The sequence below is a fragment of the Roseateles aquae genome (genome assembly GCF_032337115.1).
In the GTDB taxonomy this organism is placed as follows: domain Bacteria; phylum Pseudomonadota; class Gammaproteobacteria; order Burkholderiales; family Burkholderiaceae_C; genus Roseateles_C; species Roseateles_C aquae.
On sequence record NZ_JAVXZY010000005.1, the window covers coordinates 354,777 to 377,924 of the forward strand.

The 23,148-nt window shown below is 65.4% G+C and carries 21 protein-coding genes; 14 read left to right on the plus strand and 7 right to left on the minus strand.

Features of this window, described 5'->3' with window-relative positions:
* Positions 1-9: 9 nt before the first annotated feature.
* The 3 genes from RQP53_RS14540 (at position 10) to RQP53_RS14550 (ending at position 3,490) form a co-directional block, all read left to right on the plus strand.
* The gene (locus RQP53_RS14540; protein ID WP_434064092.1) at positions 10-903 is read left to right on the plus strand and encodes a UDP-2,3-diacylglucosamine diphosphatase; all 894 of its coding nucleotides are present in this window, start codon (positions 10-12) and stop codon (positions 901-903) included.
* Positions 904-975: 72 nt separating this feature from the next.
* Positions 976-3,021, plus strand: coding sequence for a polyphosphate kinase 1 (gene ppk1 / locus RQP53_RS14545; protein WP_315651087.1), 2,046 nt, complete (start codon positions 976-978; stop codon positions 3,019-3,021).
* A gap of 7 nt (positions 3,022-3,028) precedes the next feature.
* Positions 3,029-3,490, plus strand: coding sequence for a SixA phosphatase family protein (locus RQP53_RS14550; protein WP_315651088.1), 462 nt, complete (start codon positions 3,029-3,031; stop codon positions 3,488-3,490).
* Between the two features lie 21 nt (positions 3,491-3,511).
* Here the strand turns inward: RQP53_RS14550 and RQP53_RS14555 are convergent, their stop codons facing one another.
* Positions 3,512-5,041 carry a Ppx/GppA phosphatase family protein gene (locus tag RQP53_RS14555; protein WP_315651090.1) on the minus strand — a complete coding sequence of 510 codons (1,530 nt, stop codon included), beginning with the start codon at positions 5,039-5,041 and terminating at the stop codon, positions 3,512-3,514.
* A gap of 138 nt (positions 5,042-5,179) precedes the next feature.
* Between RQP53_RS14555 and RQP53_RS14560 the strand changes: the two genes are divergently transcribed.
* Positions 5,180-5,950 (plus strand): ZIP family metal transporter, encoded by a 771-nt coding sequence (locus tag RQP53_RS14560; protein ID WP_315651091.1) that lies wholly within the window; start codon positions 5,180-5,182, stop codon positions 5,948-5,950.
* Between the two features lie 100 nt (positions 5,951-6,050).
* Here the strand turns inward: RQP53_RS14560 and RQP53_RS14565 are convergent, their stop codons facing one another.
* From RQP53_RS14565 to RQP53_RS14580, 4 genes are all read right to left on the minus strand, one after another.
* Entirely contained in the window at positions 6,051-6,485 is a 435-nt protein-coding gene (locus RQP53_RS14565) for a universal stress protein (protein WP_315651092.1), read from the minus strand.
* A gap of 76 nt (positions 6,486-6,561) precedes the next feature.
* Positions 6,562-7,428, minus strand: a complete 867-nt coding sequence (locus RQP53_RS14570) for a sulfurtransferase (RefSeq protein WP_315651093.1) — start codon at positions 7,426-7,428, stop codon at positions 6,562-6,564.
* Positions 7,425-8,333: a DMT family transporter gene (locus RQP53_RS14575; RefSeq protein WP_315651095.1), complete on the minus strand. Its 909-nt coding sequence runs from the start codon at positions 8,331-8,333 to the stop codon at positions 7,425-7,427. Before RQP53_RS14575 ends, RQP53_RS14570 begins: the two co-directional genes overlap by 4 nt.
* 105 nt (positions 8,334-8,438) lie before the next feature.
* The gene (locus RQP53_RS14580; protein WP_315651096.1) at positions 8,439-9,545 is read right to left on the minus strand and encodes an aromatic ring-hydroxylating oxygenase subunit alpha; all 1,107 of its coding nucleotides are present in this window, start codon (positions 9,543-9,545) and stop codon (positions 8,439-8,441) included.
* Between the two features lie 322 nt (positions 9,546-9,867).
* Here RQP53_RS14580 and RQP53_RS14585 point away from each other — a divergent pair, with 322 nt between their 5' ends.
* The 4 genes from RQP53_RS14585 (at position 9,868) to folE2 (ending at position 13,908) form a co-directional block, all read left to right on the plus strand.
* Positions 9,868-10,119, plus strand: coding sequence for an exodeoxyribonuclease VII small subunit (locus RQP53_RS14585; protein ID WP_315651097.1), 252 nt, complete (start codon positions 9,868-9,870; stop codon positions 10,117-10,119).
* A 38-nt stretch (positions 10,120-10,157) separates the two neighbouring features.
* Positions 10,158-11,009, plus strand: coding sequence for a polyprenyl synthetase family protein (locus tag RQP53_RS14590; RefSeq protein ID WP_315651098.1), 852 nt, complete (start codon positions 10,158-10,160; stop codon positions 11,007-11,009).
* Positions 11,009-12,958, plus strand: a complete 1,950-nt coding sequence (gene dxs / locus RQP53_RS14595) for a 1-deoxy-D-xylulose-5-phosphate synthase (RefSeq protein WP_434064093.1) — start codon at positions 11,009-11,011, stop codon at positions 12,956-12,958. The genes RQP53_RS14590 and dxs overlap by 1 nt, the downstream gene beginning before the upstream one ends.
* Before the next feature lie 155 nt (positions 12,959-13,113).
* On the plus strand, positions 13,114-13,908 hold the full coding sequence (gene folE2, locus RQP53_RS14600; RefSeq protein ID WP_315651100.1) for a GTP cyclohydrolase FolE2: 795 nt from the start codon (positions 13,114-13,116) through the stop codon (positions 13,906-13,908).
* A gap of 131 nt (positions 13,909-14,039) precedes the next feature.
* Here folE2 and RQP53_RS14605 read toward each other — a convergent pair whose 3' ends face one another.
* Positions 14,040-14,969 (minus strand): LysR family transcriptional regulator, encoded by a 930-nt coding sequence (locus RQP53_RS14605; RefSeq protein WP_315651102.1) that lies wholly within the window; start codon positions 14,967-14,969, stop codon positions 14,040-14,042.
* Positions 14,970-15,082: 113 nt separating this feature from the next.
* Between RQP53_RS14605 and lysA the strand changes: the two genes are divergently transcribed.
* The 3 genes from lysA (at position 15,083) to ahpF (ending at position 18,761) form a co-directional block, all read left to right on the plus strand.
* On the plus strand, positions 15,083-16,342 hold the full coding sequence (lysA, locus tag RQP53_RS14610) for a diaminopimelate decarboxylase (protein WP_315651103.1): 1,260 nt from the start codon (positions 15,083-15,085) through the stop codon (positions 16,340-16,342).
* A gap of 110 nt (positions 16,343-16,452) precedes the next feature.
* Positions 16,453-17,016 (plus strand): alkyl hydroperoxide reductase subunit C, encoded by a 564-nt coding sequence (gene ahpC / locus RQP53_RS14615; protein WP_315651104.1) that lies wholly within the window; start codon positions 16,453-16,455, stop codon positions 17,014-17,016.
* Positions 17,017-17,195: 179 nt separating this feature from the next.
* Positions 17,196-18,761: an alkyl hydroperoxide reductase subunit F gene (ahpF, locus tag RQP53_RS14620; protein ID WP_315651106.1), complete on the plus strand. Its 1,566-nt coding sequence runs from the start codon at positions 17,196-17,198 to the stop codon at positions 18,759-18,761.
* Here ahpF and rarD read toward each other — a convergent pair whose 3' ends face one another.
* Positions 18,762-19,655 (minus strand): EamA family transporter RarD, encoded by an 894-nt coding sequence (gene rarD / locus RQP53_RS14625; protein ID WP_315651108.1) that lies wholly within the window; start codon positions 19,653-19,655, stop codon positions 18,762-18,764.
* 101 nt (positions 19,656-19,756) lie between these two features.
* Here rarD and RQP53_RS14630 point away from each other — a divergent pair, with 101 nt between their 5' ends.
* From RQP53_RS14630 to RQP53_RS14640, 3 genes are all read left to right on the plus strand, one after another.
* The gene (locus tag RQP53_RS14630) at positions 19,757-20,026 is read left to right on the plus strand and encodes a MoaD/ThiS family protein (protein WP_315651109.1); all 270 of its coding nucleotides are present in this window, start codon (positions 19,757-19,759) and stop codon (positions 20,024-20,026) included.
* Between the two features lie 6 nt (positions 20,027-20,032).
* On the plus strand, positions 20,033-21,121 hold the full coding sequence (locus RQP53_RS14635; RefSeq protein WP_315651110.1) for a WD40/YVTN/BNR-like repeat-containing protein: 1,089 nt from the start codon (positions 20,033-20,035) through the stop codon (positions 21,119-21,121).
* A gap of 117 nt (positions 21,122-21,238) precedes the next feature.
* A complete protein-coding gene (locus tag RQP53_RS14640; protein ID WP_315651111.1) occupies positions 21,239-23,116 on the plus strand; it encodes a CocE/NonD family hydrolase in 1,878 nt (625 codons plus the stop codon).
* Positions 23,117-23,148 lie beyond the last annotated feature (32 nt).

Here is a 23,148-nt window from a genome sequence, read left to right on the forward strand (position 1 = left end):
TGGGCGCCCATGCAGCACGACCACCTGATGGCCCGCGCCGCGGCGGGGCTGGCCTCACCGCCACCATGGCATCTGACGCCGCAGGCGCCGGATGAGGAGGCGCCGCCGGGTCAGCTGCGCTACCGCACGGTCTGGATCTCCGATCTGCATCTGGGCACGCCCGGTTGCCAGGCGGGGCCTTTGCTGGACTTTCTGCGCGAGGTCGAGTGTGAGCAGCTATTTCTCGTCGGCGACATCATCGATGGCTGGCAGCTGCGGCGCAGCTGGTACTGGCCGCAGGCGCACAACGATGTGGTGCAGAAGCTCTTGCGCAAGGTGCGCAAGGGCTGCCGGGTGATCTATGTGCCGGGCAATCACGACGAGTTCGCGCGCAAGTATCTGCAGCTGAGTTTTGGCGGCATCGAGGTGGCCGAGGAATGGATTCATGAGACGGCCGATGGCCGCAAGCTCTGGATCACCCATGGCGATCTGTTCGACGGCGTGATCCAGTGCGCCAAGTGGCTGGCCCATGTCGGCGACACGCTCTATGAGTTCACGCTGAAGCTGAACCGGCATCTGAACTCCTGGCGGGCGCGCATGGGTCTGCCCTACTGGAGCCTGTCCAAGTACCTGAAGTTGAAGGTCAAGCGTGCGGTCAGCTATGTGTCGGACTTTGAGCAGGCGGTGGCCCGCGAGGCCAGGCGGCGGGGCGTGCAGGGCGTCGTCTGCGGGCACATCCACCATGCCGAGCTGCGTGAGATCGACGGCATTCTTTACGCGAATGACGGGGACTGGGTCGAGAGCCTGACAGCCTTGGTGGAACACGCCGATGGCCGCCTGGAGATCCTCGACTGGGCGGCACTGCAGGCGGCGCGCCATGCCGGGCAAGACCTGGCACTGATCGATGCACCGAGCCTGTCATAAAGCGGCATGGTGCTGTCATAAAGCAAGACGAACTGTCACGCAGGTGTCACAAGCCCTTCATAGAATCGTTGCATGAGCCCATCTACCGTGGCCCTGCTCAACCGTGAGCAGGCCATTCTTGAATTCAACCGCCGTGTGCTGGCTCAGGCGCAACGCGCCGATGTGCCTTTGCTGGAGCGGCTGCGCTATATCTGCATCGTTTCGTCCAATCTGGATGAGTTCTTTGAGGTGCGCTTTGCCGACATGCTGGACGCCGCGCGCGCGCCGGACAGCGTGGTCAGCAACCGCGACGTCGAGCGTGTCGGCCGTGCCGCCCATGCGCTGATCGATCAGCAGTACGCGATCTTCAACGAGCAGGTGATGCCAGCCTTGCAGGCGGCGTCCATCCGCATCGTCAACCATGCTGAGCGCAATGACGAGCAGCGCCGCTGGGTGGCCAAGTTCTTCGAGCGCGAGGTGCGTCCGCTGCTGGTGCCGGTCGGCCTGGACCCGGCCCACCCCTTTCCGCAGGTGGCCAACAAGTCGCTGCATTTCATCGCCAAGCTGTCCGGCAAGGATGCCTTCGGCCGCGACAACCGCATTGCCATCGTCAAGGTGCCGCGCGTCCTGCCTCGTGTCATCAAGCTGCCGGCGATGATCAGCGGCGGCCAGCAGGTCTTTGTGCTGCTGACCAGCGTGATTCGCGCCCATCTGGAGGAGCTGTTCCCCGGCCGCCAGGTGGAATCGTTCTCTCAGTTCCGCGTCACCCGCGACTCCGATCTGGAAGTCGACGAGGAAGAGATCGCCAATCTGCGCCATGCCCTGCGCAGCGGGCTGACGACGCGCCACTTCGGCCGCGCCGTGCGGCTGGAGGTCGTCAACACCTGCCCGGAAGAGCTGTCGCGCTTTCTGCTGGAGCAGTTCGCACTGCCACCGGCCGCGCTGTATCGCGTCAACGGCCCCGTCAATCTGGTGCGTCTGAATGAGCTGATCGATCAGAGCGATGCGCCGGAGATGCGTTTCACGCCGCATGAGCCGGTCTGGCCGCAGGGGCGCCTGCCGCGGCAGAAGTCGATGTTTGATCGGCTGAAGAAGGGTGACGTGCTGCTGCACCACCCCTTTGAAAGCTTTGAGCCGGTGGTGCAGTTCCTGCGCGAGGCGGTCGACGACCCGGACGTGCTGGCCATCAAGCAGACCATCTACCGCACCGGCAGCCAGTCGGTGCTGATGGATTTGCTGATCGAGGCGGCGCGGCGTGGCAAGGAAGTGCTGGCCGTGGTCGAGCTGAAGGCACGCTTTGACGAAGAGGCCAATATCAACTGGGCCGAACGGCTGGAAGCGGTGGGCGCCCAGGTGGTCTATGGCATCGTCGGCCTCAAGACCCACGCCAAGATGCTGCTGGTGACGCGACGTGAGGGCAACAAGCTGCGCCGTTATGTCCACCTGTCGACCGGCAACTACAACCCCAAGACGGCCCGGCTCTACACCGATCTGGGCTATCTGAGCGCCGACAGCGAGCTGTGCAGCGATGCCGACATCGTGTTCCGCCAGCTGGCCTCGCTGTCCAAGATCAAGCTGCCCAAGCGCATGCTGCTGGCGCCTTTCAATATGCATGAGCGCATGGTCGAGTACCTCGGCCGCGTCGAGGCGGCGGCGCGCGAGGGCAGGCCGGCCCGGGTGGTGCTGAAGATCAATGCGCTGACCGATGCCGCGCTGATCGAGGGCCTGCTGCGTGCCGGCCAGGCCGGAGCCAAGATCGATCTGATCGTTCGCGGCGCCTGCATGCTGCCGCCAGGGCTGCCCGGTGTGTCTGACAACATCCTGGTGCGCTCGGTGGTCGGTCGCTTTCTGGAGCATTCGCGGGTCAGCTATTTCCGCTGGGGCGAGGACGATGCCGACGAGGCGCTCTACCTCTCGAGCGCCGACTGGATGAGTCGCAATATGTTCCGGCGTATCGAGCTGGCCTGGCCGGTCATCGATGCCCGCCTCAGGCAGCGCGTCATTGACGAGGCGCTAACACCTTATCTGCACGACAGCCTGGACGCCTGGCAGCTCGGCCCTGACGGCCACAGCACGCGGATCTCCGACAGCGGCATCAGCGCCCAGCAGGCGCTGGTGCGGCGCTTCAAGCCGGAATGAGGCGGGCATGGATCTGATCCTCTGGCGCCATGCCGAAGCCCAGGTCCTGCAAGAAGGCGGTGACGACCTTGCCCGCACGCTGACGCCCAAGGGCGAGCGCCAAGCGCAGCGGATGGCGCACTGGCTCAACCACCGGTTGGCGGCGAGCACGCGGGTGCTGGTCAGCCCGGCCGAACGCACCCGGCGTACGGCGGCGGCGCTGGAGCGCGACCACCGCATCGTGCCGGCCTTGGCGCCCGATGCCAGCCCTGACGACATCCTTCAGGCGGCGCGCTGGCCGCGCTCGACCGAGCCGGTGCTGGTGATCGGCCATCAGCCGGCGCTGGGCCAGGTGGCGGCCCTGCTGCTTAGCGGCGCGCCGCTGGAATGGAGCATCAAAAAGGGCGCTGTCTGGTGGCTGCGCTCGCGGCTGCGCGACGACCAGCTGCAGGTGGTGCTGCAGGCGGTGCAGGCGCCGGACTGCCTGTAAAGGCGGTTGCGCCGCGCCGCGTCAGTCGGCCAGCGACAAGGCCACGGCACCAAAGCGTGCCCAGGCCTCGATCTCCTCACGCAGCAGGAAGGCCGAGCGCGGATGGGCATCCAGCCAGCCGCGCGGCAGGCTGATCTGCACCAGGCGGCCCTGGCGGCGCAAGCGCATCGCGCCGCTGTCCACCGCCTCGCGGGCATGGCATTTGACTACGGCCAGGCGCAGCGCCAGCAGCTGCCAGAGCAGGCCTTCATCCTTCAGTTGTTCTTCCAGCTTGCGCAGGCCGCCGCGCTGGCCCAGGGCCAGATCACCGAGCCGGCGCAACTGGCTTTGCGAGAAGCCCGCCGCATCGACATGGGCCAGCAGGTAGGCGCTGTGGCGGTGGTGGTCGTGATGCGAGACCATCATGCCGATCTCGTGCAGGGCAGCCGCCCAGCCGAGTTCGCGTTGGCTTTCGGCGCTGGCGCGTGGCAGCAGCTGTTTGTACAGCGCCAGCGCCTGGGCTTGCACGCGCTGCGCCTGTTCGGGATCGACATCGAAGCGCTGCTGCAGTGCCTGCACCGATTGGTCGCGCATATCGTGGCCGTTTTCCAGCCCCAGGCGCTGCGCTTCCAGCCGCTCGGCCAGGTCGAACACGACACCCTGGCGCAGCGCGCCCTTGGCCGGCTGCAGCCGCTCAATGCCGAACTGGGTCAAGAGCGTGTAGAGAATGCACAGGCCGCCGGCGACGACGGCACGGCGGTCGTCCTTCAAGCCGGGCAGCTTCAGCGCCTCGACATGGCCGGCCTCCAGGCAGCGTTCCATGCACCAGCGCAGCGCTTCCGGCGTGATGCTGCCGTCAGTCTGCCCCGAGGCGGCCAAGACCTGCGAGACCGCGCCGACCGTGCCCGAGGAACCCAGTGCCTCGACCCAGCGCGGCCGGGCGTTCTGGCGCGAGAACAGCGCGAAGGCCTCTTCCAGTTCGGCACCGGCGGCGATCTGGCCGGCGCGCAGGCCCTCGGCGGTGAATCGGCCGTCGGCGAAGTAGCGCAGCGACATGCTGACGCTGCCGATCTGGAAGGATTCGGCCTGCAGCGGGCGGCTGCCCTGGCCCAGAATCATCTCGGTCGAGCGGCCGCCGATATCGATGACCAGGCGCGGCGCTTCCGAGGGCTGCAGCCGCGAGACGCCGGCAAAGATCAGTCGCGCCTCTTCGCGGCCGGAGATGATTTCGATGGGGTAGCCAAGTGCCGCCTGGGCGCGCTCCAGAAAGGCATTGCGATTGCGCGCCTCGCGCAGCGTCTGTGTAGCCACCGCGCGAACGCGGTTCGGGGCCATGCCGCCCAACTCGGCGGCAAAGCGCTGCAGGCAGTCCAGGCCGCGCTGCATCGCTGCCTCGGTGAGATTGCATTGCTCGTCCAGGCCGGCGCCAAGGCGGACGGTGTCCTTCAGGTAGAGCAGGCGCTTGTACTGGCCGCGATGCAGCTGGGCGATTTCCAGCCGGAAGCTGTTCGAGCCCATGTCGATGGCGGCCAGGGCATCACGGCCGTGAGGAGAGGTGCGCGGCAAGGTCATGGGGCGCGATTGTCGCGGTGTTTTGTGTCTTCGCCCGGCTCAATTGGCGTGGCCCACCGAGGGCTTGACAGCTTTGCGACAATGCAGGCTTCTCATTCAGACAAGAGCGCAGCGCAGGCTGCGCTTTTTCTTCTCCGCATGACCCTGAGCTATATCGTGTTGGCCACCCTGGCCGGCGGCCTGCTGTCGGTGTTGATCGCGGCCAGCCTGACCGTCGCGTTGCTCGGGCGCATCGTCAAGCACCTGGTCAGCCTGTCTACCGGGGTACTGCTGGCCACGGCGCTGCTGCATGTGTTGCCCGAGGCCTTCGAGAGCAAGGCCAGCCCGCACGCGCTGTTCCTCACGCTGTTGTGCGGCTTGATGTTTTTCTTTCTGCTGGAGAAGGCCGAGCTGTACCGGCATACCCATCACCATGAAGGCGACGGGCACCATCACCACCACCATTTCGATGTGGAACAGGCCGGCCGTGGTGGCCTGGCGGTTCTGGTGGGCGACTCGATCCACAACTTCTGCGACGGCATCATCATCGCCGCGGCCTTTCTGGCCGACACGCACCTGGGCTGGGTGACGGCGCTGGCCATCATTGCGCACGAGATTCCGCAGGAGGTGGGTGACTACATCGTGCTGCTGAATGCCGGCTTCAGCCGTGGCCGGGCGCTGTTGTTCAATGCGTTGTCGGGGCTGGCGGCCGTGGTCGGCGGTGTGCTGGGCTACTTCGTGGTCGGGCCCTGGGAATCGCTGTTTCCCTTCTTGCTCGTCGCCGCGTCGAGCAGCTTTGTCTATGTGGCAGTGGCCGATCTGATCCCGCAGCTGCAGCGCCGTCTGCCCTGGCGCGAGACGGCGCTGCAGCTGTTCTGGCTGGCCGCCGGCATGGGCATCGTGGTGCTGGCGGTGAACAGCCGCCACTGAGGCGAGGCATTTAGGCGAGATACTGAGGCGAGCTTCGCGACTCAATGAAAAACGCCCTGGCCGCATCGGCACAGGGCGTATTGCGTTGGAAGTGCTGCTGTTAGCGCACGACCAGCACCGGAATGGTCGAGTGCGTCAGCACCTTCTGGGTTTCGCTGCCCAGCAGCAGGGCCTGGACACCGCGGCGGCCGTGCGAGGCCATCACGACCAGATCGGCCTCGACCCGCTTGGCGTGCTCGATGATGGCCTCCCAGGCATGCAGGGCCTCGACACTGTGCGCCTCGGCGCTGACGCCAGCGGCCTCGGCAGCGGCCACGACCTCCTTCAGGCGGCCGGCAGCGATGCGCTCCTGGGCGTCGAAGAACTCCTGCGGCGGTGTCGGCTGCATTTCGGACACGGCGCTGTAGGGGAAGGGCTCCTTGATGCTGATCGCGAAGATCTTGGCGCCATGCAGCTTGGCCATGGCGGCTGCGGTGGCGACGGCCTTGGCGGTGATGTCGGAACCGTCGGTCGGTACGAGGATGCGTTTGAACATGAGGGCCTCCTGTCAGCTTGAGTCAGTGGATGATGCTCAGTGTTGCGCTGACATGGTCCTCGTGTCTTGCGCTATGTCAAGCTCCGCCCAAGGCCACGGGGCGGGCAGGGTCGGCCGACCACTCGCTCCACGATCCCGGGTAGAGCCGCGAGCCGGCCAGCCCGGCGTGCTCCATGGCCAGCAGGTTGTGGCAGGCGGTGACGCCTGAGCCGCATTGATGCACCACCTCGGCCGGCGCATAGGGCGCCAGCAGCGGCAGCCACTCGGCGCGCAGCTGTTCGGCGGACTTGAAGCGGCCGTCCGGCTGCAGGTTGTCCCGGAAGAAGCGATTGCTGGCGCCGGGGATGTGGCCGGCGCGGCGGTCCAGCGGCTCGACGTCGCCGCGAAAGCGCTCGCCGGCGCGGGCATCGACCAGGCGCAGCTTGCCCAGGCTGGCGGCCAGGGCGTCGGCATCCAGGCTGAGGGCGAGCGAATCGCGCAGGCTCAGCGCAGCAGCCGTTGGCGCCGTCGAGGCCGTCTGGCTCAGGGTGCCACCGGCGGCCGTCCAGGCGGCCGCGCCGCCATCCAGCACGGCGACCTCGGCGTGGCCAATCCAGCGCAGCATCCACCACAGCCGCGCCGCGTACATGCCGCCCTGGGCGTCGTAGGCCACGACCTGACGGCCGGGCGTCAGGCCCAGCTCGGCCATGCGTGCGGCAAAGCCTTCCCGCGAGGGCAGCGGATGGCGTCCACGGAAGTGGCCGTCGGCGGCCTGCTTGTCGCCGCTCAGATCGCGATCCAGATGCAGATAGTGGGCGCCGGGAATGTGGCCTGCCGCATGGGCGCGCTCGCCGGCCTCGGTATCGGCCAGATCGAAGCTGACGTCAATCAGCAGCACGGTCTGGTGACGGGCTTCCATCGCCAGCAAGTCGCTGGCACTGATCAGGGTGGTGTAGTGGCTCATGATTCACTGGTGGGCTGTTGACTGTCGATTGGCGTGCTGCGTGCTCGCAGCAGCGTCGCTGCGATGCCTGCAACGATGATCAGACCCATGCCCAGCAAGGCGGCCGCGCCGAGCTGATCGGCGAACAGCAGCACGCCATAGAGGGCCGAGAAAACGATGCCGAGGTACTGCAGGCTGGCATTGACCAGCGTCTTGCCACGGGCGTAGGCGTGCGTCATCAAGAGCTGAGCCGTGCTGGCCAGCAGCCCGACGGCCAGCAGCAATGCGGCTCCACGCCAGCTGTGGCTGTGCCAGGGTTGGGCCTCGATGCGGTCCATGGCACTGGCCAGCAGGGCGCCTGCAAGCACGCCGCCAAGGGAGAAATAGAACACCACACGGATCTCGGGCTCGCCGGCCCGGCCCAGTGCGGTGACCTGAAGATAGGCCAACGCGGCCAGCATGCCTGAGAGCAGGCCGGCCAGGCCATGCCAGGCCTGCTGTTGCTCCACCGTCGGTCGCAGCACCAGGGCAACGCCAACAAAGCCGAGCAGCACCGCTGCGACCAGACGGCCATCAACACGCGCGCTGCCCATCATGATGCTGCCGCCGATCAGGAACATGGCCATCCAGACCGATGACATGTAGTTCAGCGTCATCGCGGTGGCCAGCGGCAGCTTGCCGATCGCATAGAACCACAGCGACAGCGCGATCACCCCGGACAGGCTGCGCCAGAAATGCATGGCCGGGACGGCGGTGCGCAGGCTGATGCCCTGTTTCCAGGCCAGGCCGCCCAGCATCAGGCAGCCGATCAGGCCGCGGTACATGACGATCTCACCGGCGCCGTAATAGGCCGAAGCCAGCTTGACACACACACCCATGGTGGAAAACAGCAGCGTGGCGAGGATCATCTGCAGCGAGGCGGGCATGGGTGGCATTCTCGCCCATGAAAAAACCGCCCATGGCGCGCAAGGCCAAGGGCGGTTGATCGGGCCGGCGAGGGCGTGCCGGCGCAGTACTTCGTCAGTACTTCCTCAATACTTCATCTCGCGGCGGTACCACTCGTGGAAGTGCTTCATGCCGAGCTCCATCGGGTCCTGATAGGGGCCGACCTCGTTGTCGCCGCGCTCCATCAAGGCCTTGCGGCCCCAGTCCATGCGCAGAGCGATCTCGTCGTCTTCGACGCAGGTCTCCATATAGGCGGCCTGGTTGGCCTCGACGAAATCGCGCTCGAAGGCGGCAATTTCCTCGGGGTAGTAGAACTCGACGATATTGGTGGTCTTCTGCGGGCCCTTGGGGTGCAGCGTGGAGACGACCAGCACGTGGGGGTACCACTCCACCATGATGTGCGGGTACAGGGTCAGCCAGATCGCCCCATGCTTGGGCGCCTCGCCACCGCGGAACTGCAGCACCTGCTCATGCCATTTGCTGTAGACGGCCGAGCCGGGCTTCTGCAAAGCCTTGTGGATACCGACCGTCTGCACCGAATGGTGCTTGCCAAATTCCCAGGCCAGGTCTTCACAGGTGACGAACTGACCCAGACCGGGGTGGAAGGGGCCGACGTGATAGTCCTCCAGATAGACCTCGATAAAGGTCTTCCAGTTGTAGTCGCACTCATGGACATGGACCTTGTCGAGCACATAGCCGCTGAAATCGAGCTCGGCGCGAGGACCCAGCTGGGCCAGCTCGGCCGCGATGTCACGGCCGTTGTCCTCGAACAGCAGGCCGTTCCATTCACGCAGCTTGTAGCGGTTCAGGTGCAGGCAGGGGTCTTCCTTGAAATGCGGAGCGCCGACCAGTTCGCCCTGCAGGCTGTAAGTCCAGCGGTGCAGCGGGCAGACGATATTGCTCTGGGTGTTACCACGGCCGCGCAGCATCACCGCCTGGCGGTGGCGGCAGATATTGGAGATCAGCTCCAGGCCCTGGCGGCTATGCACAATGGCGCGGCCCTCGCCCTCCTGGGGCAGGGCGTAGTAATCGCCTATCTCGGGCACGGCCAGCGCATGGCCGAGATAGCGCGGGCCATGCTGGAAGATCAGTTCCTGTTCGCGGCGGAACAGGTCCTCATCGAAGTACGAGGTGACAGGCAGCTGGGTCTTGCTGCGTTCAAGCGCTGAGAGAGTGAGGCTCAGGTCGGACATGATCCAAAGGGGTCTCCAAGAAACCAATGTCAACCCCCCTGCCGAGTCACCCATCAGGGGGTGCAGAGCAGGGTTTGTGTCAAAAAGCCCGGCCAAACAAGCGTTCGAGACCGGGCTCACGGGCGTCGCTTTACGGGTATCGCCCCTTGTTCTGCACAGAAGGGCACGGCTAGCGAGCCCGGGATTGTACCCGTACGCACAGTCACAACTTTGCGCCAAGGCAAATTCATTGCCGCGCTACCCTGTGGCGCTGGTCTGACAGCCTGCCGAGCACGTGATTCGCCCTTTTGGGGCAACTACAATCGCAATTTCGCGTGTTGAAATGAGCAAGTCTTCCACCTCCACCAAGTCTGCCGCCAGTGAGCGGGCGGCCATCAGCTACGAGCAGGCCTTGGCCGAGCTCGAGCGGCTTGTGGCCAGCATGGAGGGCGGACAGCTGCCGCTGGACCAATTACTGGACAGTTACAAGCGTGGCGCCGAGTTGCTCAGCCTTTGTCGCGAGCGCTTGCAGGCGGTTGAACAGCAGGTCAAGGTCCTGGACGGCTCGGACCTTAAGCCTTGGGAGGATGTCTGAGCGTGGATGCTGGAGTTTTTGACCAATGGACGCAGCGCGTGCTGCTGTCCTTCGAGACAAAGTTGGATGAGTGGGTGCCAGCGGATGCGCCAGCCGGGCTTGGTGAGGCAATGCGCTATGCAGTGCTTGGCGGTGGCAAGCGTTTGCGGCCGCTGTTAGCGCTGGCAGCCTGCGATGCAGTTGCCGGCAGTCTTGAGGCAGCCATGCGTGCTGCTTGTGCTGTTGAGTTGATCCATGCCTATTCCCTTGTCCATGATGACATGCCGTGCATGGATAACGATGTCATGCGTCGCGGCAAGCCGACCGTGCACGTGGCCTATGGCGAAGCGCGGGCGATGCTGGCGGGGGATGCCATGCAGGCCTTGGCCTTTGAGGTCTTGACTCCCGACGTTGGCGTCGGTCCAGCACTACAGGCACGCCTGTGTGCACTGCTGGCGCGGGCTTCCGGGCATTCTGGAATGGCGGGTGGGCAGGCCATAGATCTGGCCAGTATTGGTAAGCCCCTGAGTGAGCATGAGCTGCGCGATATGCACCGCCGCAAGACCGGTGTCTTGCTGCAGGCGAGTGTTCTGATGGGCGCTGCCTGTGGCACTTTTGACGATGCTGCTTGGTCAGGCCTGACCGAGTATGGTGCTGCGCTGGGCCTGGCCTTCCAAGTCGTTGACGACATTCTCGATGTGACCCAGGACTCCGAAGTGCTGGGCAAGACGGCCGGCAAGGACCAGGACGCCAACAAACCGACTTACGTCAGTGTGCTGGGCCTGGATGAGGCGCGAGCCTACGCGGACCGGCTGCGCCATGAAGCGCATCTGGCTTTGGGGCGCAGCGGCTTGGCCAATACGGCCTGGCTGAGCATCCTGGCCGACAAGGTCGTGGAGCGTGACAACTGATGACGGACGCGCTGGTGCCGATGAACTATCCGCTGCTGCGGGGCATTGACAGCCCTGCCGATTTACGCCGACTGCCGCGGGCTGACTTGGTCAAGCTGGCCGGTGAACTGCGCGCCTATGTGCTGGACACGCTGTCCAACTCCAAGGTCGGCGGTCACCTGGGCTCCAATCTGGGCACGGTCGAACTGACGGTGGCGCTGCACTATGTGTTCAACACGCCGCACGACCGCCTGGTCTGGGACGTGGGCCACCAAACCTACCCGCACAAGGTCTTGACCGGGCGTCGTGATCAGCTCGGCACGATTCGCCATCTAGGCGGCATCAGCGGTTTTCCGCGCCGTGACGAGAGCGAGTACGACACCTTCGGCACCGGTCATTCGTCGACCTCGATCTCGGCCGCGCATGGCATGGCCATGGCCGCCAAGATCAAGGGCGAAGACCGCAAGGCCGTCGCCATCATTGGCGATGGTGCGATGACGGCCGGCATGGCTTTCGAAGCACTGAACAATGCCGGCGTGCCGCACGGCGGACTGATGGGCGATCTGCTGGTGATCCTGAACGACAACGATATGTCGATCAGCCCGCCGGTTGGCGCCTTGAACAAGTACCTGGCCCGCCTGATGAGCGGCAGCTTTTATTCGGCGGCCCGCGAGGGCGCCAAGAGCGTGCTCAAGAACACGCCGCTGTACGAATTTGCGCGGCGTTTCGAAGAGCACACCAAGGGCATGGTCGTGCCCGGCACGATCTTTGAAGAATTCGGCTTCAACTATGTCGGCCCCATCGATGGTCATGACCTCGATGCGCTGATCCCGACGCTGGAAAACCTGCGCGATAAAAAGGGCCCGCAGTTCCTGCATGTGGTCACCAAGAAGGGCCAGGGCTACAAGCTGGCCGAGGCCGACCCGGTCAAGTACCACGCGGCGCCGGGCAAGTTCGATCCGGCCGTCGGTTTCGTCAAGTCGGCGGCGCCGGCCAAGCCGACCTTCACGCAGATCTTCGGTGACTGGCTCTGCGATATGGCCGAGCAGGACACGCGCCTGGTCGGCATCACGCCGGCGATGCGCGAGGGCTCGGGCATGGTCGAGTTTCACAAGCGTTTCCCTTCGCGCTACCAGGACGTCGGCATCGCTGAGCAACATGCGGTGACGGTCGCAGCCGGCTTGGCCTGCGAGGGCCTGAAGCCGGTCGTGGCGATTTATTCGACCTTTCTGCAGCGCGCCTACGATCAGCTGATCCACGACGTTGCGCTGCAGGATCTGCCGGTTCTGTTCGCGCTGGACCGCGCTGGCCTGGTGGGTGCCGATGGCGCCACCCATGCCGGCAACTACGACATCGCCTTCACCCGCTGCGTCCCGAAGATGGCGGTGCTGACGCCGGCCGATGAGAACGAATGCCGTCAGGCGCTGTTCACCGGCTTCCAGCATCAAGGGCCGGTGACCGTGCGCTACCCGCGTGGCGCTGGAGCTGGCGTCGAGGTGCAGAAACAGATGCAAGCCCTGCCCTGGGGCAAGGGCGAGATTCGCCGTGAGTCGGGCCAGCCGCAGGGCCGTGCTGGTTCACCACGGATTGCCATCCTGGCCTTTGGTACCTTGCTCTACCCGGCGTTGGCGGCGGCCGAGCAACTCGATGCCACGGTGGCCAATATGCGCTTCGTCAAGCCCTTGGACCAGGAACTGGTGCTTGAGCTGGCCCGTAGCCATGATGGGCTGGTCACCATCGAGGATGGCTGCCTGATGGGGGGCGCCGGCAGTGCCGTGCTGGAATGCCTGCAGGCGGCGGGCCTGCAAACGCCTGTGCTGACGCTGGGATTGCCGGATGAGTTCATCGAGCATGGCGATGTGCCCAGTTTGATGAGCCAGTGCGGCCTGGACGCGGCGGGCATCGAGCAATCCATTCTGAAGCGCTTTGGCGGCCGCCCGGCGCTCTTGCGCAGCGCGGCCAACGAGTAAGTCTGCCTTGAACATGGCTAGGGCGAGTGCTCTAGAGCGCTCGACCGAGAAGCCTTGCCCAAGCAAGGCGGCTGCATTGATGCGATGCTGCTCGCCAATCGTTTACCCTTAGCGAGCTTTGCGCGGCCTCGCCGCCGGCCTCCTTGCCTTCGTTTATGAATCCGATCTCCAGCGCCCTGCACATTCCCGATACCCAAAGCGAACGCGATGAGCGCCATCTGGTGATCCAGCGAGTGGGCGTCAAGGATGTGCGCTATCCGCTGCAGCTGCGCGTCGGCAAGCAGGCACAGGCCACGGTGGGCACCTGGACGCTGGATGTGATGCTGCCGGCCGAGAAGAAGGGCACCCATATGTCCCGCTTCGTGGCCTGGTTGGATGCCTTGCATGAGCCGCTGGATGCCGAGCTGCTGCAGCGCCTGCATGGCGAGATGCTGCAGAAGCTGGAGGCGGTCGAAGGGCGCATCGAGCTGAGCTTTGCCTTCTTCCTGCGTAAGCGTGCGCCGGTGTCGGGCATCGAAAGCATGCTGGACTATCAAGGCCGCCTGATCGCCGAGACCCGCGCCGGCCAGACGGCCATCTGGGCCGAAGTGGCCGTGCCGGTGAAGAGCCTGTGCCCCTGCTCCAAGGAAATCTCCGACTACGGTGCCCACAACCAGCGCTCGCTGGTGACGATTCGTGCCGAGCTGAAGGACTTCAGCCTGGGTTGGGGCGAGCTGGTGCGTTTCGCCGAGGAAAGCGCCTCCAGTGAGATCTGGCCGCTGCTCAAGCGCAGCGACGAGAAGTGGATCACCGAGCGCGCCTACGAGAACCCCAAGTTCGTCGAGGACCTGGTGCGTGACGTGGCGCTGCGCCTCAACGCCGAGCCGCGCATTGGCCGCTATGCGGTGGATGTGGAGAACTTTGAATCCATACACAACCATTCAGCTTATGCGCGCATTGAGCGCGCGTAAGCGGCGCAGCGCGCCGGTGATCGCGTGAGTGATCATCTGAGGGGTTGCGACAAGCGCTCATATCGCTCTGCGATGTGAGCGCTTGTCACAATCACAAGGCTTTTTCGCACTTCGAGCGCAGCTGAAAGTTCTTAGGCCTGCAGTGCGATCGAGAGTCGCTGTTGCAGGTCCTCGGCTTCTGCGTGCAGGGCCTGCTGCAGCGGCTCCAGCCGCGCGTGGCTGGCTCGCAGCAAGGGCTGGGCCAGATAGACCTGGTAGGGAATCGACAAGGCCAGGCGCCGCAAATGAAGTCCATGGCCGGCCAGGCTCAGCGCGCTCAGCGGGTTGATGATGGACAGTCCCAGGCCACGCCGTACCAGTTCGCAGATGGCTGCGGCGCTGTGCGTCTGCAAGCGCAAATCGCGGCCGACGCCATGCTCGGCGAATAGACGGTCGATCTGCTGCCGGTACGGGTCGGACGGCGCCAGGCTGATAAAGGGCTGCCCGGCAAAGTCGGCGGCTTGCAGCACCGGCTTGGCCAAAAGCGGGTGCCCCTCGGGCAGCACGCCGACCTCATCGGCGCTGAACAGCAGGCGGCTGCTGGTGCCGGCGGGCGCCGCGGCCAATTCGGTGAGGCCCAGATCAAAGCGCTGGGCGCTCAACCATTCATCGAGCAGCGGCGGCTCCTGCGGCGTGATGTTCAGCCGGGCCTCGGGCGCCAGCCGCTGCAGGCGCACACAGGCGCCGGGCAGCAGGGCCTGGCTCAAGGCCGGCAGGCACAACAGTTCCAGCGCTGCCGTGCCGCCCTGGGCCAGCTCCAGCGCCCGGCTGCTGATGCGCTCCAGCCCCTGAAAACTGCGCTGTACCTCATCAAACAATGCCAGGCCGCGTTGGGTGGGGCGCAGCCGGCCGCGCACTCGCTCGAACAGCGCGAAGCCCAGCAGGTACTCCAGCCGCGCCAACTCGCGTGACAAGGTCGGCTGCGAGCTGTGCAGCTGACGCGCGGCTTCGCTGACGTTGCCGGCGCTCATCACCGCGCGGAAGACTTCGATATGCCTGTGTTGAATGGCGGCCGGGTTCATGGCTGGACCATATCAGAACTGAATCGATGATGAAAACAAAAGCATTTGAGTGAATTGGTTTTGCTTGGCATGCTGTGGCCTGTCATCGATCAGTCCATCCGAGCACCCATCCCATGCCCAACTTTCAGCCCACCGCCTTTGGCGCTTCACAACTGCAGCAGCTGGCGCAGCAATTCGGCACGCCGCTCTGGGTCTACGACGCGGCACTGATCCGCCAGCGCATCGCCGAGCTGCGCGGCTTTGACGCGATCCGCTTCGCGCAGAAGTCCTGCTCCAACACCCATCTGTTGCGCCTGATGCGCGAGCAGGGCGTGCGCGTCGATGCCGTTTCCCGCGGCGAGATCCTGCGGGCATTGGCGGCCGGCTACCAAGGCGGTGGCGGCGCCGATGCCGAGATCGTCTTCACCGCCGACCTGATCGATCGTGCGACGCTGCAGACGGTGATCGAGCACCGCATTCCGGTCAACGCCGGGTCGATCGACATGCTGCGCCAACTCGGCGCCGCATCGCCCGGTCATGGCGTCTGGCTGCGCATCAATCCGGGCTTCGGGCACGGCCACAGCAACAAGACCAATACCGGCGGCGAACACAGCAAGCACGGCATCTGGCATGAACAGCTGGCCGAGGCGCTGGCGGTGGTGCGCACGCAAGACCTGACCCTCCTGGGCCTGCACATGCACATCGGCTCGGGTGTCGACTACGGCCATCTGCAGCAGGTCTGCGGTGCCATGGTCGAGCTGGTGCGTGAGGTGCGCGCGGCCGGCCACGATCTGCAGGCGCTGTCCGCCGGGGGTGGCCTGTCGATTCCCTACCGTGACGGCGAAGGCCGCGTCGATACCGCTCACTATTTCGGCCTGTGGGACGCCGCACGGCGCGAGGCCGAGGGCGTGATCGGCCATGCCCTGCACCTGGAAATCGAGCCCGGTCGCTATCTGGTGGCCGAGTCCGGCGTCTTGCTGGCCGAGGTGCGTGCCTGCAAGGACGTCGGCCGCAATCACTTCGTGCTGGTCGACGCTGGGTTCAATGAGCTGATGCGGCCGTCCATGTACGGCGCCTATCACCGGATGAGCCTGATCGCGGCCGATGGTGTCGACAAGCCGGCGCGGCCGACGGTGGTGGCCGGTCCGCTGTGCGAATCCGGCGATGTGTTCACCCAAGGCGATGGCGGTGTGGTGCTGCCGCGCGACTTGGCCGGGGCGCAGGTCGGCGATCTGCTGGTGATCCATGACACCGGCGCCTATGGCGCCTCGATGTCCAGCAACTACAACAGCCGCCCGCTGATCGCCGAGGTGCTGGTCGATGATGGCCAGGCCCGCCTGATCCGGCGCCGCCAGACGGTCGAGGAATTGCTGGCCTTGGAGCAAGGACTGTGACGATTTGAGGATAGGCAGGCTCAATAGGGGTGATTTGATTAATCAAAACTAAGGGCTACGGGTTGACCATATGATTCAACCCATCCCATCAACCCACTGAAGAGTGAGCCATGTCTTTGATCAACACCCAAGTTCAGCCTTTCAAGACCGAAGCCTTCCACAACGGCAAGTTCGTTGAAGTCACCGAAGCCAGCCTGAAGGGCAAGTGGTCGGTGCTGGTGTTCATGCCGGCCGCTTTCACCTTCAACTGCCCGACCGAAGTCGAAGACGCTGCCGATCTGTACGCTGACTTCCAGAAGGCCGGCGCCGAGATCTACATCGTCACCACCGACACGCATTTCTCGCACAAGGTCTGGCACGAAACCTCGCCGGCCGTCGGCAAGGCCAAGTTCCCGCTGGTCGGCGACCCGACCCACAAGCTGACCCGCGCCTTTGGCGTGCACATCGAAGAAGAAGGCCTGGCCCTGCGCGGCACCTTCGTGATCAGCCCGGAAGGCGTGATCAAGACCGCCGAAGTGCATGACAACGCCATCGCCCGCGACATGAAGGAAACCCTGCGCAAGCTGCGCGCTGCCCAGTATGTGGCCAGCCACCCTGGCCAAGTCTGCCCGGCCAAGTGGAACGAAGGCGCCAAGACACTGACCCCGTCGCTGGACCTGGTCGGCAAGATCTGATGACCCACCCCCGGAGCGCCTGCGGCGCTCCTCCTCTAGGGGGCGAGCCCAGTGGCCCGGCACAGCCGGTTCCACGGGCTCCGCTGGATCCCCTCTCGCGAGCCATGCTGAAAGTGCCCTGACAGACCTGGGTGCTTTCAGAGTGGCTTGGACAAGCACGACTGAACAAGGAGCACACCATGTTGGACGCCGCATTGAAAGAACAGCTCAGGGCCTACCTGGAGAGGGTTCGCGAACCCTTTGAGATCGTCGCCTCGCTCGACGATTCGGCCACCGCCGCCGAGATGAAGAGCCTGCTGGAAGACATTGCCAGCATGTGCGACAAGATCAGCCTGCGCCTCGATGGCAGTGATCAGCGCAAGCCTTCCTTCAGCCTGCAGCGCCTGGGCAGCCAGCAATCGCTGCGCTTTGCCGGCCTGCCGCTGGGCCATGAATTCACCTCGCTGGTGTTGGCACTGCTGTGGACCGGTGGCCATCCGCCCAAGGTCGAGCAGGACGTGATCGAGCAGATCCAGGGCCTGGACGGTGACTTCAGCTTCGAGGTCTATATGAGCCTGTCCTGCCACAACTGCCCGGACGTGGTGCAGGCGCTGTCGCTGATGGCGGTGCTCAACCCCAAGGTCAAGACCGTGGTCATCGAAGGCGGCGCCTTCCAGGCCGAGGTCGAGGCGCGCGAGATCATGGCCGTGCCCTCGGTCTATCTGAACGGCCAGGTCTTTGGCTCGGGCCGGATGACGGTGGAAGAGATCATCGCCAAGCTCGATACCGGTGCCGCCAGCCGTGATGCGGCCAAGCTTAGCGCCAAGGTGCCCTACGACATGCTGATCGTCGGCGGTGGCCCGGCCGGTGCGGCCGCTGCGGTCTATGCCGCCCGCAAGGGCATCCGTACCGGCGTGGCGGCCGAGCGTTTCGGCGGCCAGGTCAATGACACGCTGGCGATCGAGAACTTCATCTCGGTCACCGCGACCGACGGCCCCAAGTTCGCCGCGGCGCTGGAGGCCCACGTCAAGGCCTATGACGTCGACATCATGAATCTGCAGCGGGCCGAGAAGCTGATCCCGGCCAGCGAGCCCGGCGGCCTGATCGAGATCCAGCTTGCCAATGGCGGCTCGCTGAAGGCCAGGAGCGTGATCGTCTCGACCGGTGCGCGCTGGCGCAATGTCAATGTGCCCGGCGAAGCCGAGTACAAGAACAAGGGCGTGGCCTACTGCCCGCACTGCGATGGTCCGCTGTTCAAGGGCAAGCGGGTGGCGGTGATTGGCGGTGGCAACTCCGGTGTCGAGGCGGCCATCGATTTGGCCGGCATCGTGGCCCATGTGAGCCTGTTCGAGTTTGCCGACCAGCTGCGCGCCGATGCGGTGCTGGTCAACAAGCTGAAGAGCCTGCCCAACGTCAGCATCCATACCTCGGCACAGACCACCGAGCTGACCGGCGACGGCAACAAGCTCGACGGCCTGAGCTACACCGATCGCGTCAGCGGCGCGGCCCACCACGTCGAGCTTGAGGGCGTGTTCGTGCAGATCGGCCTGGTGCCCAATACCGAATGGCTGAAGGGCACGCTGGAGCTGTCGAAGTTTGGCGAGATCATCGTCGACAGCCATGGCCGCACCTCGCTGCCCGGCGTGTTCGCCGCCGGCGATGTGACGACAGTGCCCTTCAAGCAGATCATCATCGCCACCGGCGATGGCGCCAAGGCCGCGCTGGGCGCGTTTGACTACCTGATGCGTCTGCCTGCCAGCAGTTGATCAGGGCGCCGCTCGGCTGCGCCACCAGCCCTCGGCGCTGTAGACCAGCAGCGCCGCCCAGATCAGCCCGAAGCCGACCATGCGGCTGGCGGCAAAGGGCTCGTGATAGAGCCAGACGCCAAGCAGGAACTGGATGCTGGGCGAGATGTATTGCAAGAGGCCCAGCGTCGTCATCGGGATGCGCCGGGCCCCGGCGGCAAACAGCAGCAGCGGCGCGGCGGTCAGCGGGCCGGCAAGTATCAAGAGGCCGATCAGGCCGCTGTCGCCGCTGTTGAGCGCGCTGCCACCCTGCCAGCCCCAGACGCCCAGCGCCAATGCCGCCACCGGCGCCAACAGCAGGCATTCCAGCAGCAGGCCTTCCAGCGCACCCAGTGCAGCGATCTTGCGCAGCAGGCCGTAGACGCCAAAGCTGGCAGCCAGCACCAGGGCCACCCAGGGCAGCCGGCCGGTCTGCAGCGTCAGCCAGGCGACGCCGGCCGCAGCCAAGCCAACCGCCAGCCATTGCGCCGGCCGCGGCCGCTCGTGCAGAAAGAAATAGCCCAGCGAAACGTTGACCAGCGGGTTGATGAAATAGCCCAGGCTGGCGTCCAGCACATGGTCGTGCTGGACCGCCCACACATAGGTCAGCCAGTTGGCCGACAGCAAGACCGCCGACAGCGTGAACGCACCCAGCACCTTGGGCGAGCGCAGCACCGGGCCCAGCCAGGCCCAGCGCTTCATCACCGTCAGCACCGCGGCCATCAGCAGCAGGCACCAGACGATGCGGTGTGCCACCACCTCCAGCGAGGGCACGCCGGCCAGATGCTTGAAGTACAGCGGGAACAGGCCCCACAGCGTGTAGGCCAGCGCGGCACTGAGCACACCCTTGCCGACGGTTGTTGTGTTCTTGAGCATGGCGCGCATTGTGGCCAGTTTGTGCGAGGTCACGCCGTCCAAAGGTCATGGCCGGGAAATCCACGGTGCGGCGAGCGCCCAGGCACGGCCTAATCGTCCCCATGCCGCGCATCGTTTTCACGCCCCAGCTGCGACGCTTTGTCGAGGCGCCCGACTTCGAGGCCAGTGCGCTGAGCCTGGCCGAGGCCCTGCAGCAGGCCTTCGCCGCTCATCCGCGATTGCGCGACTATGTGCTGGACGAGCAGCAGCATCTGCGCACTCACGTCGTCGTGTTCATTGACGGTCAACGTGCGCGCGACCGTCTGTTGCTGTCCGATGCCTTGAAGCCGGACAGCGTCGTGCATGTCCTGCAAGCCCTGTCCGGAGGTTGAACGATCATGAGTCTGACTGCCTGGGTGGCCACCCGCAAAGGCCTGTTTGAACTGCAGCATCTAGGCACGGGCGGCTGGCAGATCCGCCGCAACAGCTTTCTCGGCGATCCGGTCAGCATGGTGTTGCCACCAGCACCCAGCGGCCATGCGGCTGGGCGGCTGCTGGCGGCGCTGAATCTGGGCCATTTCGGTGCCAAGTTGCACGCCAGCGATGATGGTGGTGCCAGCTGGCAGGAGTTGCCTGCGCCGGCCTTTCCGCCGCAGCCCGAGCCTCACGACGGTGGGCCGGCCTGGAAGCTGCTGCAGATCTGGTCTCTGGCGCGCAGCGAGTCGGCCTTGTGGGCGGGCACGGTGCCTGGCGGGCTGTTTCGCAGCAGCAACGCCGGCGCCAGCTGGCAACTGGTCGACGCGCTGTGGCAACGGCCGGAACGGCTGGAATGGATGGGCGGCGGCAACGAGGCACCTGGTATTCACAGCCTGCTGCCACACCCGAGCAATGGGCAAGACCTGACCCTGGCGATCAGCTGTGGTGGCGTCTGGCACAGCGCCGATGAGGGCGCGAGCTGGGCGCTGCACGGCCGAGGACTGAATGCCGGCTACATGCCGCCCGAACGCCAGCAGGACATGAATGTCCAGGATCCGCATTGCCTGCAGCGCTGCCGCGCCGTGCCCGAGGTGATCTGGTGCCAGCATCACTGCGGCATCTGGCGCTCTGTCGATGGCGGCTTGAGCTGGCAGGAGCTGAAGGCGCCGTTGTCGAGCTTCGGCTTTGCCGTCGCGGCCCACCCGAGCGATCCGCAGACCGCCTGGTTCGTGCCGGCGATCAAGGATGAGCGGCGTATCCCGGTCGATGGCGCGCTGGTCGTTAACCGCACCCGCGATGGCGGCCAGAGCTGGGAGACCCTGCGTGCCGGCCTGCCGCAGCAGCATTGCTACGACCTGGTCTATCGCCATGGGCTGGCCGTCGATGCCAGCGGCCAGCACCTGCTGATGGGCAGCACGACCGGCGGCCTCTGGGCCAGCGACGATGGCGGCGAGCACTGGCAGACCGTTGCCGCCCACCTGCCGCCCATCTACGCGCTGGCGATCGCCTGAGTCGACGCCGCCACAAGAACCCAAGCCACGGGCGCGAAAGCGCCGCGATGAAAGCCCATGCACCTTCCGTCTCGCCAAGCGCTGGCGTTCAAATCCAGCATTGCCCTCGCTGCCACGATGGCTGCGCTCTTCAGCGCCGCAGCGCGGTCGGCCCCCGAGCCCTATGACCTCAAGGCCAACTACACCAAGTACGAGTACCGCATTGCGATGCGTGACGGCAAGCGCCTGTTCACCGTTGTCTACCAGCCCAAGGACGCGTCCAAGCGCTATCCCCTGCTGATGACGCGCACGCCCTACAGCTGCGGCCCCTATGGCGAGGACCATTACGGCGGCTGGGGACTGGTGCCCTCGGAGGAGTTCTACAAGGCTGGCTACATCGTCGTCTGCCAGGATGTGCGCGGGCGCAATATGTCCGAGGGCACGTTCACCGAAATGACGCCCCATGTGGCGCAGAAAAAGAGCAAGAACGATGTCGACGAGAGCAGCGATATGCATGACAGCGTGCAATGGCTGATCGACCACCTGCCCAATCACAACGGCCGGGTCGGCATCTGGGGCAATTCCTATCCGGGCTTCTACAGCGCCGCCTCCATCATCGACAGCCACCCGGCCATCAAGGCCGCCTCGCCGCAGGCGCCGATCGCCGACTACTACCGCGGGGACGATGGCTACCACGGTGGCGCCTTCATGCTGGCGCACAACTACGGCTTCTTCACCAGCTTCAAGCCGCAGGAGAACCCTACCTCGGCGCCGCAGCGCTGGGGCAGCTTCAGCTACAACAGCGGCGACGCCTACGAGTACTTTTTGAAGCTCGGCAACCTGAGCAGTATCGCCAAGACCCTGGGCACGCCGGGCAATCCGTATTTCAATGACCTGATCGAACACGACAGTTATGACGCGCACTGGAAGCCGCGCAGCATCGCGCCGCATCTGAACAATGTCCGCGCCGCGGTGCTCACCGTCGGTGGCTGGTTCGATGCCGAGGATCTGCCCGGTCCGCTGGCCATCTACCGCAGCATCGAGGCACGCAATCCCGGCATCAGCAATCAGATCGTGATGGGGCCCTGGCGCCATGGCGGCTGGTTCCGCACCGCCGGCAAATCCATCGGCATGGTCGACTTCGGGCAGAAGAGCAGCGAGTACTTCATGAAGCAGATCCTGCTGCCCTTCTTCGAGCAGCATCTGCGCGGTGGCAGCGACGCCAAGCTGGCCGAGGCGACGATGTTCGAGACCGGCAGCAATGTCTGGCGCCAATACCCGAGCTGGCCGCCGGCCGAGGCCAAACCGCGCAAGCTCTATCTGCAGGCCGGCGGCAAGCTGGGCTGGCAGGCGCCGACCGAAGGCGCGGGGGCGGGCATCGACAGCTACGTGAGCGATCCGGCCAAGCCGGTGCCTTTCATCGGCTATGCGGCGCTGGGCATGCCGGCCGAGTACATGGTCAGCGATCAGCGCTTCGCCTCGACGCGGCCCGATGTGCTGGTCTATCAGAGCGAGGTGCTGGAGTCGGACCTGACGGTGGCCGGCCCGGTCAAGGCCAGGCTCTATGTGTCGACCACGGGCACGGACAGCGATTTCATCGTCAAGCTGATCGACGTCTACCCGCACAACCGCGCCGAGGAGGAGAAGGGCGCCGCGCCGCCGCCCGATGTGCCGCCGCCGCAGCTGACGCTCAATGGCTACCAGCAGCTGGTGCGCGGCGAGCCACTGCGGGCGCGCTTCCGCAAGGGCCTGGACAAGCCCGAGGCGGTCACGCCCGGCGAGGTGATGGCGTTGGACATCGAGCTGCCCGACGTCAATCACAATTTCCGCCGCGGCCACAAGCTGATGGTGCAGGTGCAGAGTTCCTGGTTCCCGCTGCTGGACCGCAATCCGCAGCGTTTTGTCCGCATCCGCGATGCCCGGCCAGAAGACTTCCAGCCGGCCACCCAGCAGCTCTTCCACACCGCGGCCCAGGCCTCGGCACTGGAGCTGCGGGTGATCGACGCGCCGCAGTGAGGGGCTTGCCCGGCAGTGGGCCGGGTGAAGGC

Excerpts from the sequence above, each read along its gene's own strand:
- RQP53_RS14630 (WP_315651109.1), top strand. The coding sequence starts at position 19,757 with ATGCCGCGCATCGTTTTCACGCCCCAGCTGCGACGCTTTGTCGAGGCG.
- RQP53_RS14565 (WP_315651092.1), bottom strand. The coding sequence starts at position 6,485 with ATGTTCAAACGCATCCTCGTACCGACCGACGGTTCCGACATCACCGCC.
- RQP53_RS14605 (WP_315651102.1), bottom strand. The coding sequence starts at position 14,969 with ATGAACCCGGCCGCCATTCAACACAGGCATATCGAAGTCTTCCGCGCG.
- RQP53_RS14575 (WP_315651095.1), bottom strand. The coding sequence starts at position 8,333 with ATGCCCGCCTCGCTGCAGATGATCCTCGCCACGCTGCTGTTTTCCACC.
- ppk1 (WP_315651087.1), top strand. The coding sequence starts at position 976 with ATGAGCCCATCTACCGTGGCCCTGCTCAACCGTGAGCAGGCCATTCTT.
- RQP53_RS14540 (WP_434064092.1), top strand. The coding sequence starts at position 10 with ATGCAGCACGACCACCTGATGGCCCGCGCCGCGGCGGGGCTGGCCTCA.
- rarD (WP_315651108.1), bottom strand. The coding sequence starts at position 19,655 with ATGCTCAAGAACACAACAACCGTCGGCAAGGGTGTGCTCAGTGCCGCG.
- RQP53_RS14570 (WP_315651093.1), bottom strand. The coding sequence starts at position 7,428 with ATGAGCCACTACACCACCCTGATCAGTGCCAGCGACTTGCTGGCGATG.
- RQP53_RS14555 (WP_315651090.1), bottom strand. The coding sequence starts at position 5,041 with ATGACCTTGCCGCGCACCTCTCCTCACGGCCGTGATGCCCTGGCCGCC.
- lysA (WP_315651103.1), top strand. The coding sequence starts at position 15,083 with ATGCCCAACTTTCAGCCCACCGCCTTTGGCGCTTCACAACTGCAGCAG.
- RQP53_RS14550 (WP_315651088.1), top strand. The coding sequence starts at position 3,029 with ATGGATCTGATCCTCTGGCGCCATGCCGAAGCCCAGGTCCTGCAAGAA.
- RQP53_RS14635 (WP_315651110.1), top strand. The coding sequence starts at position 20,033 with ATGAGTCTGACTGCCTGGGTGGCCACCCGCAAAGGCCTGTTTGAACTG.
- RQP53_RS14580 (WP_315651096.1), bottom strand. The coding sequence starts at position 9,545 with ATGTCCGACCTGAGCCTCACTCTCTCAGCGCTTGAACGCAGCAAGACC.
- dxs (WP_434064093.1), top strand. The coding sequence starts at position 11,009 with ATGACGGACGCGCTGGTGCCGATGAACTATCCGCTGCTGCGGGGCATT.
- ahpF (WP_315651106.1), top strand. The coding sequence starts at position 17,196 with ATGTTGGACGCCGCATTGAAAGAACAGCTCAGGGCCTACCTGGAGAGG.
- RQP53_RS14560 (WP_315651091.1), top strand. The coding sequence starts at position 5,180 with ATGACCCTGAGCTATATCGTGTTGGCCACCCTGGCCGGCGGCCTGCTG.
- RQP53_RS14640 (WP_315651111.1), top strand. The coding sequence starts at position 21,239 with ATGGCTGCGCTCTTCAGCGCCGCAGCGCGGTCGGCCCCCGAGCCCTAT.
- RQP53_RS14585 (WP_315651097.1), top strand. The coding sequence starts at position 9,868 with ATGAGCAAGTCTTCCACCTCCACCAAGTCTGCCGCCAGTGAGCGGGCG.
- ahpC (WP_315651104.1), top strand. The coding sequence starts at position 16,453 with ATGTCTTTGATCAACACCCAAGTTCAGCCTTTCAAGACCGAAGCCTTC.
- folE2 (WP_315651100.1), top strand. The coding sequence starts at position 13,114 with ATGAATCCGATCTCCAGCGCCCTGCACATTCCCGATACCCAAAGCGAA.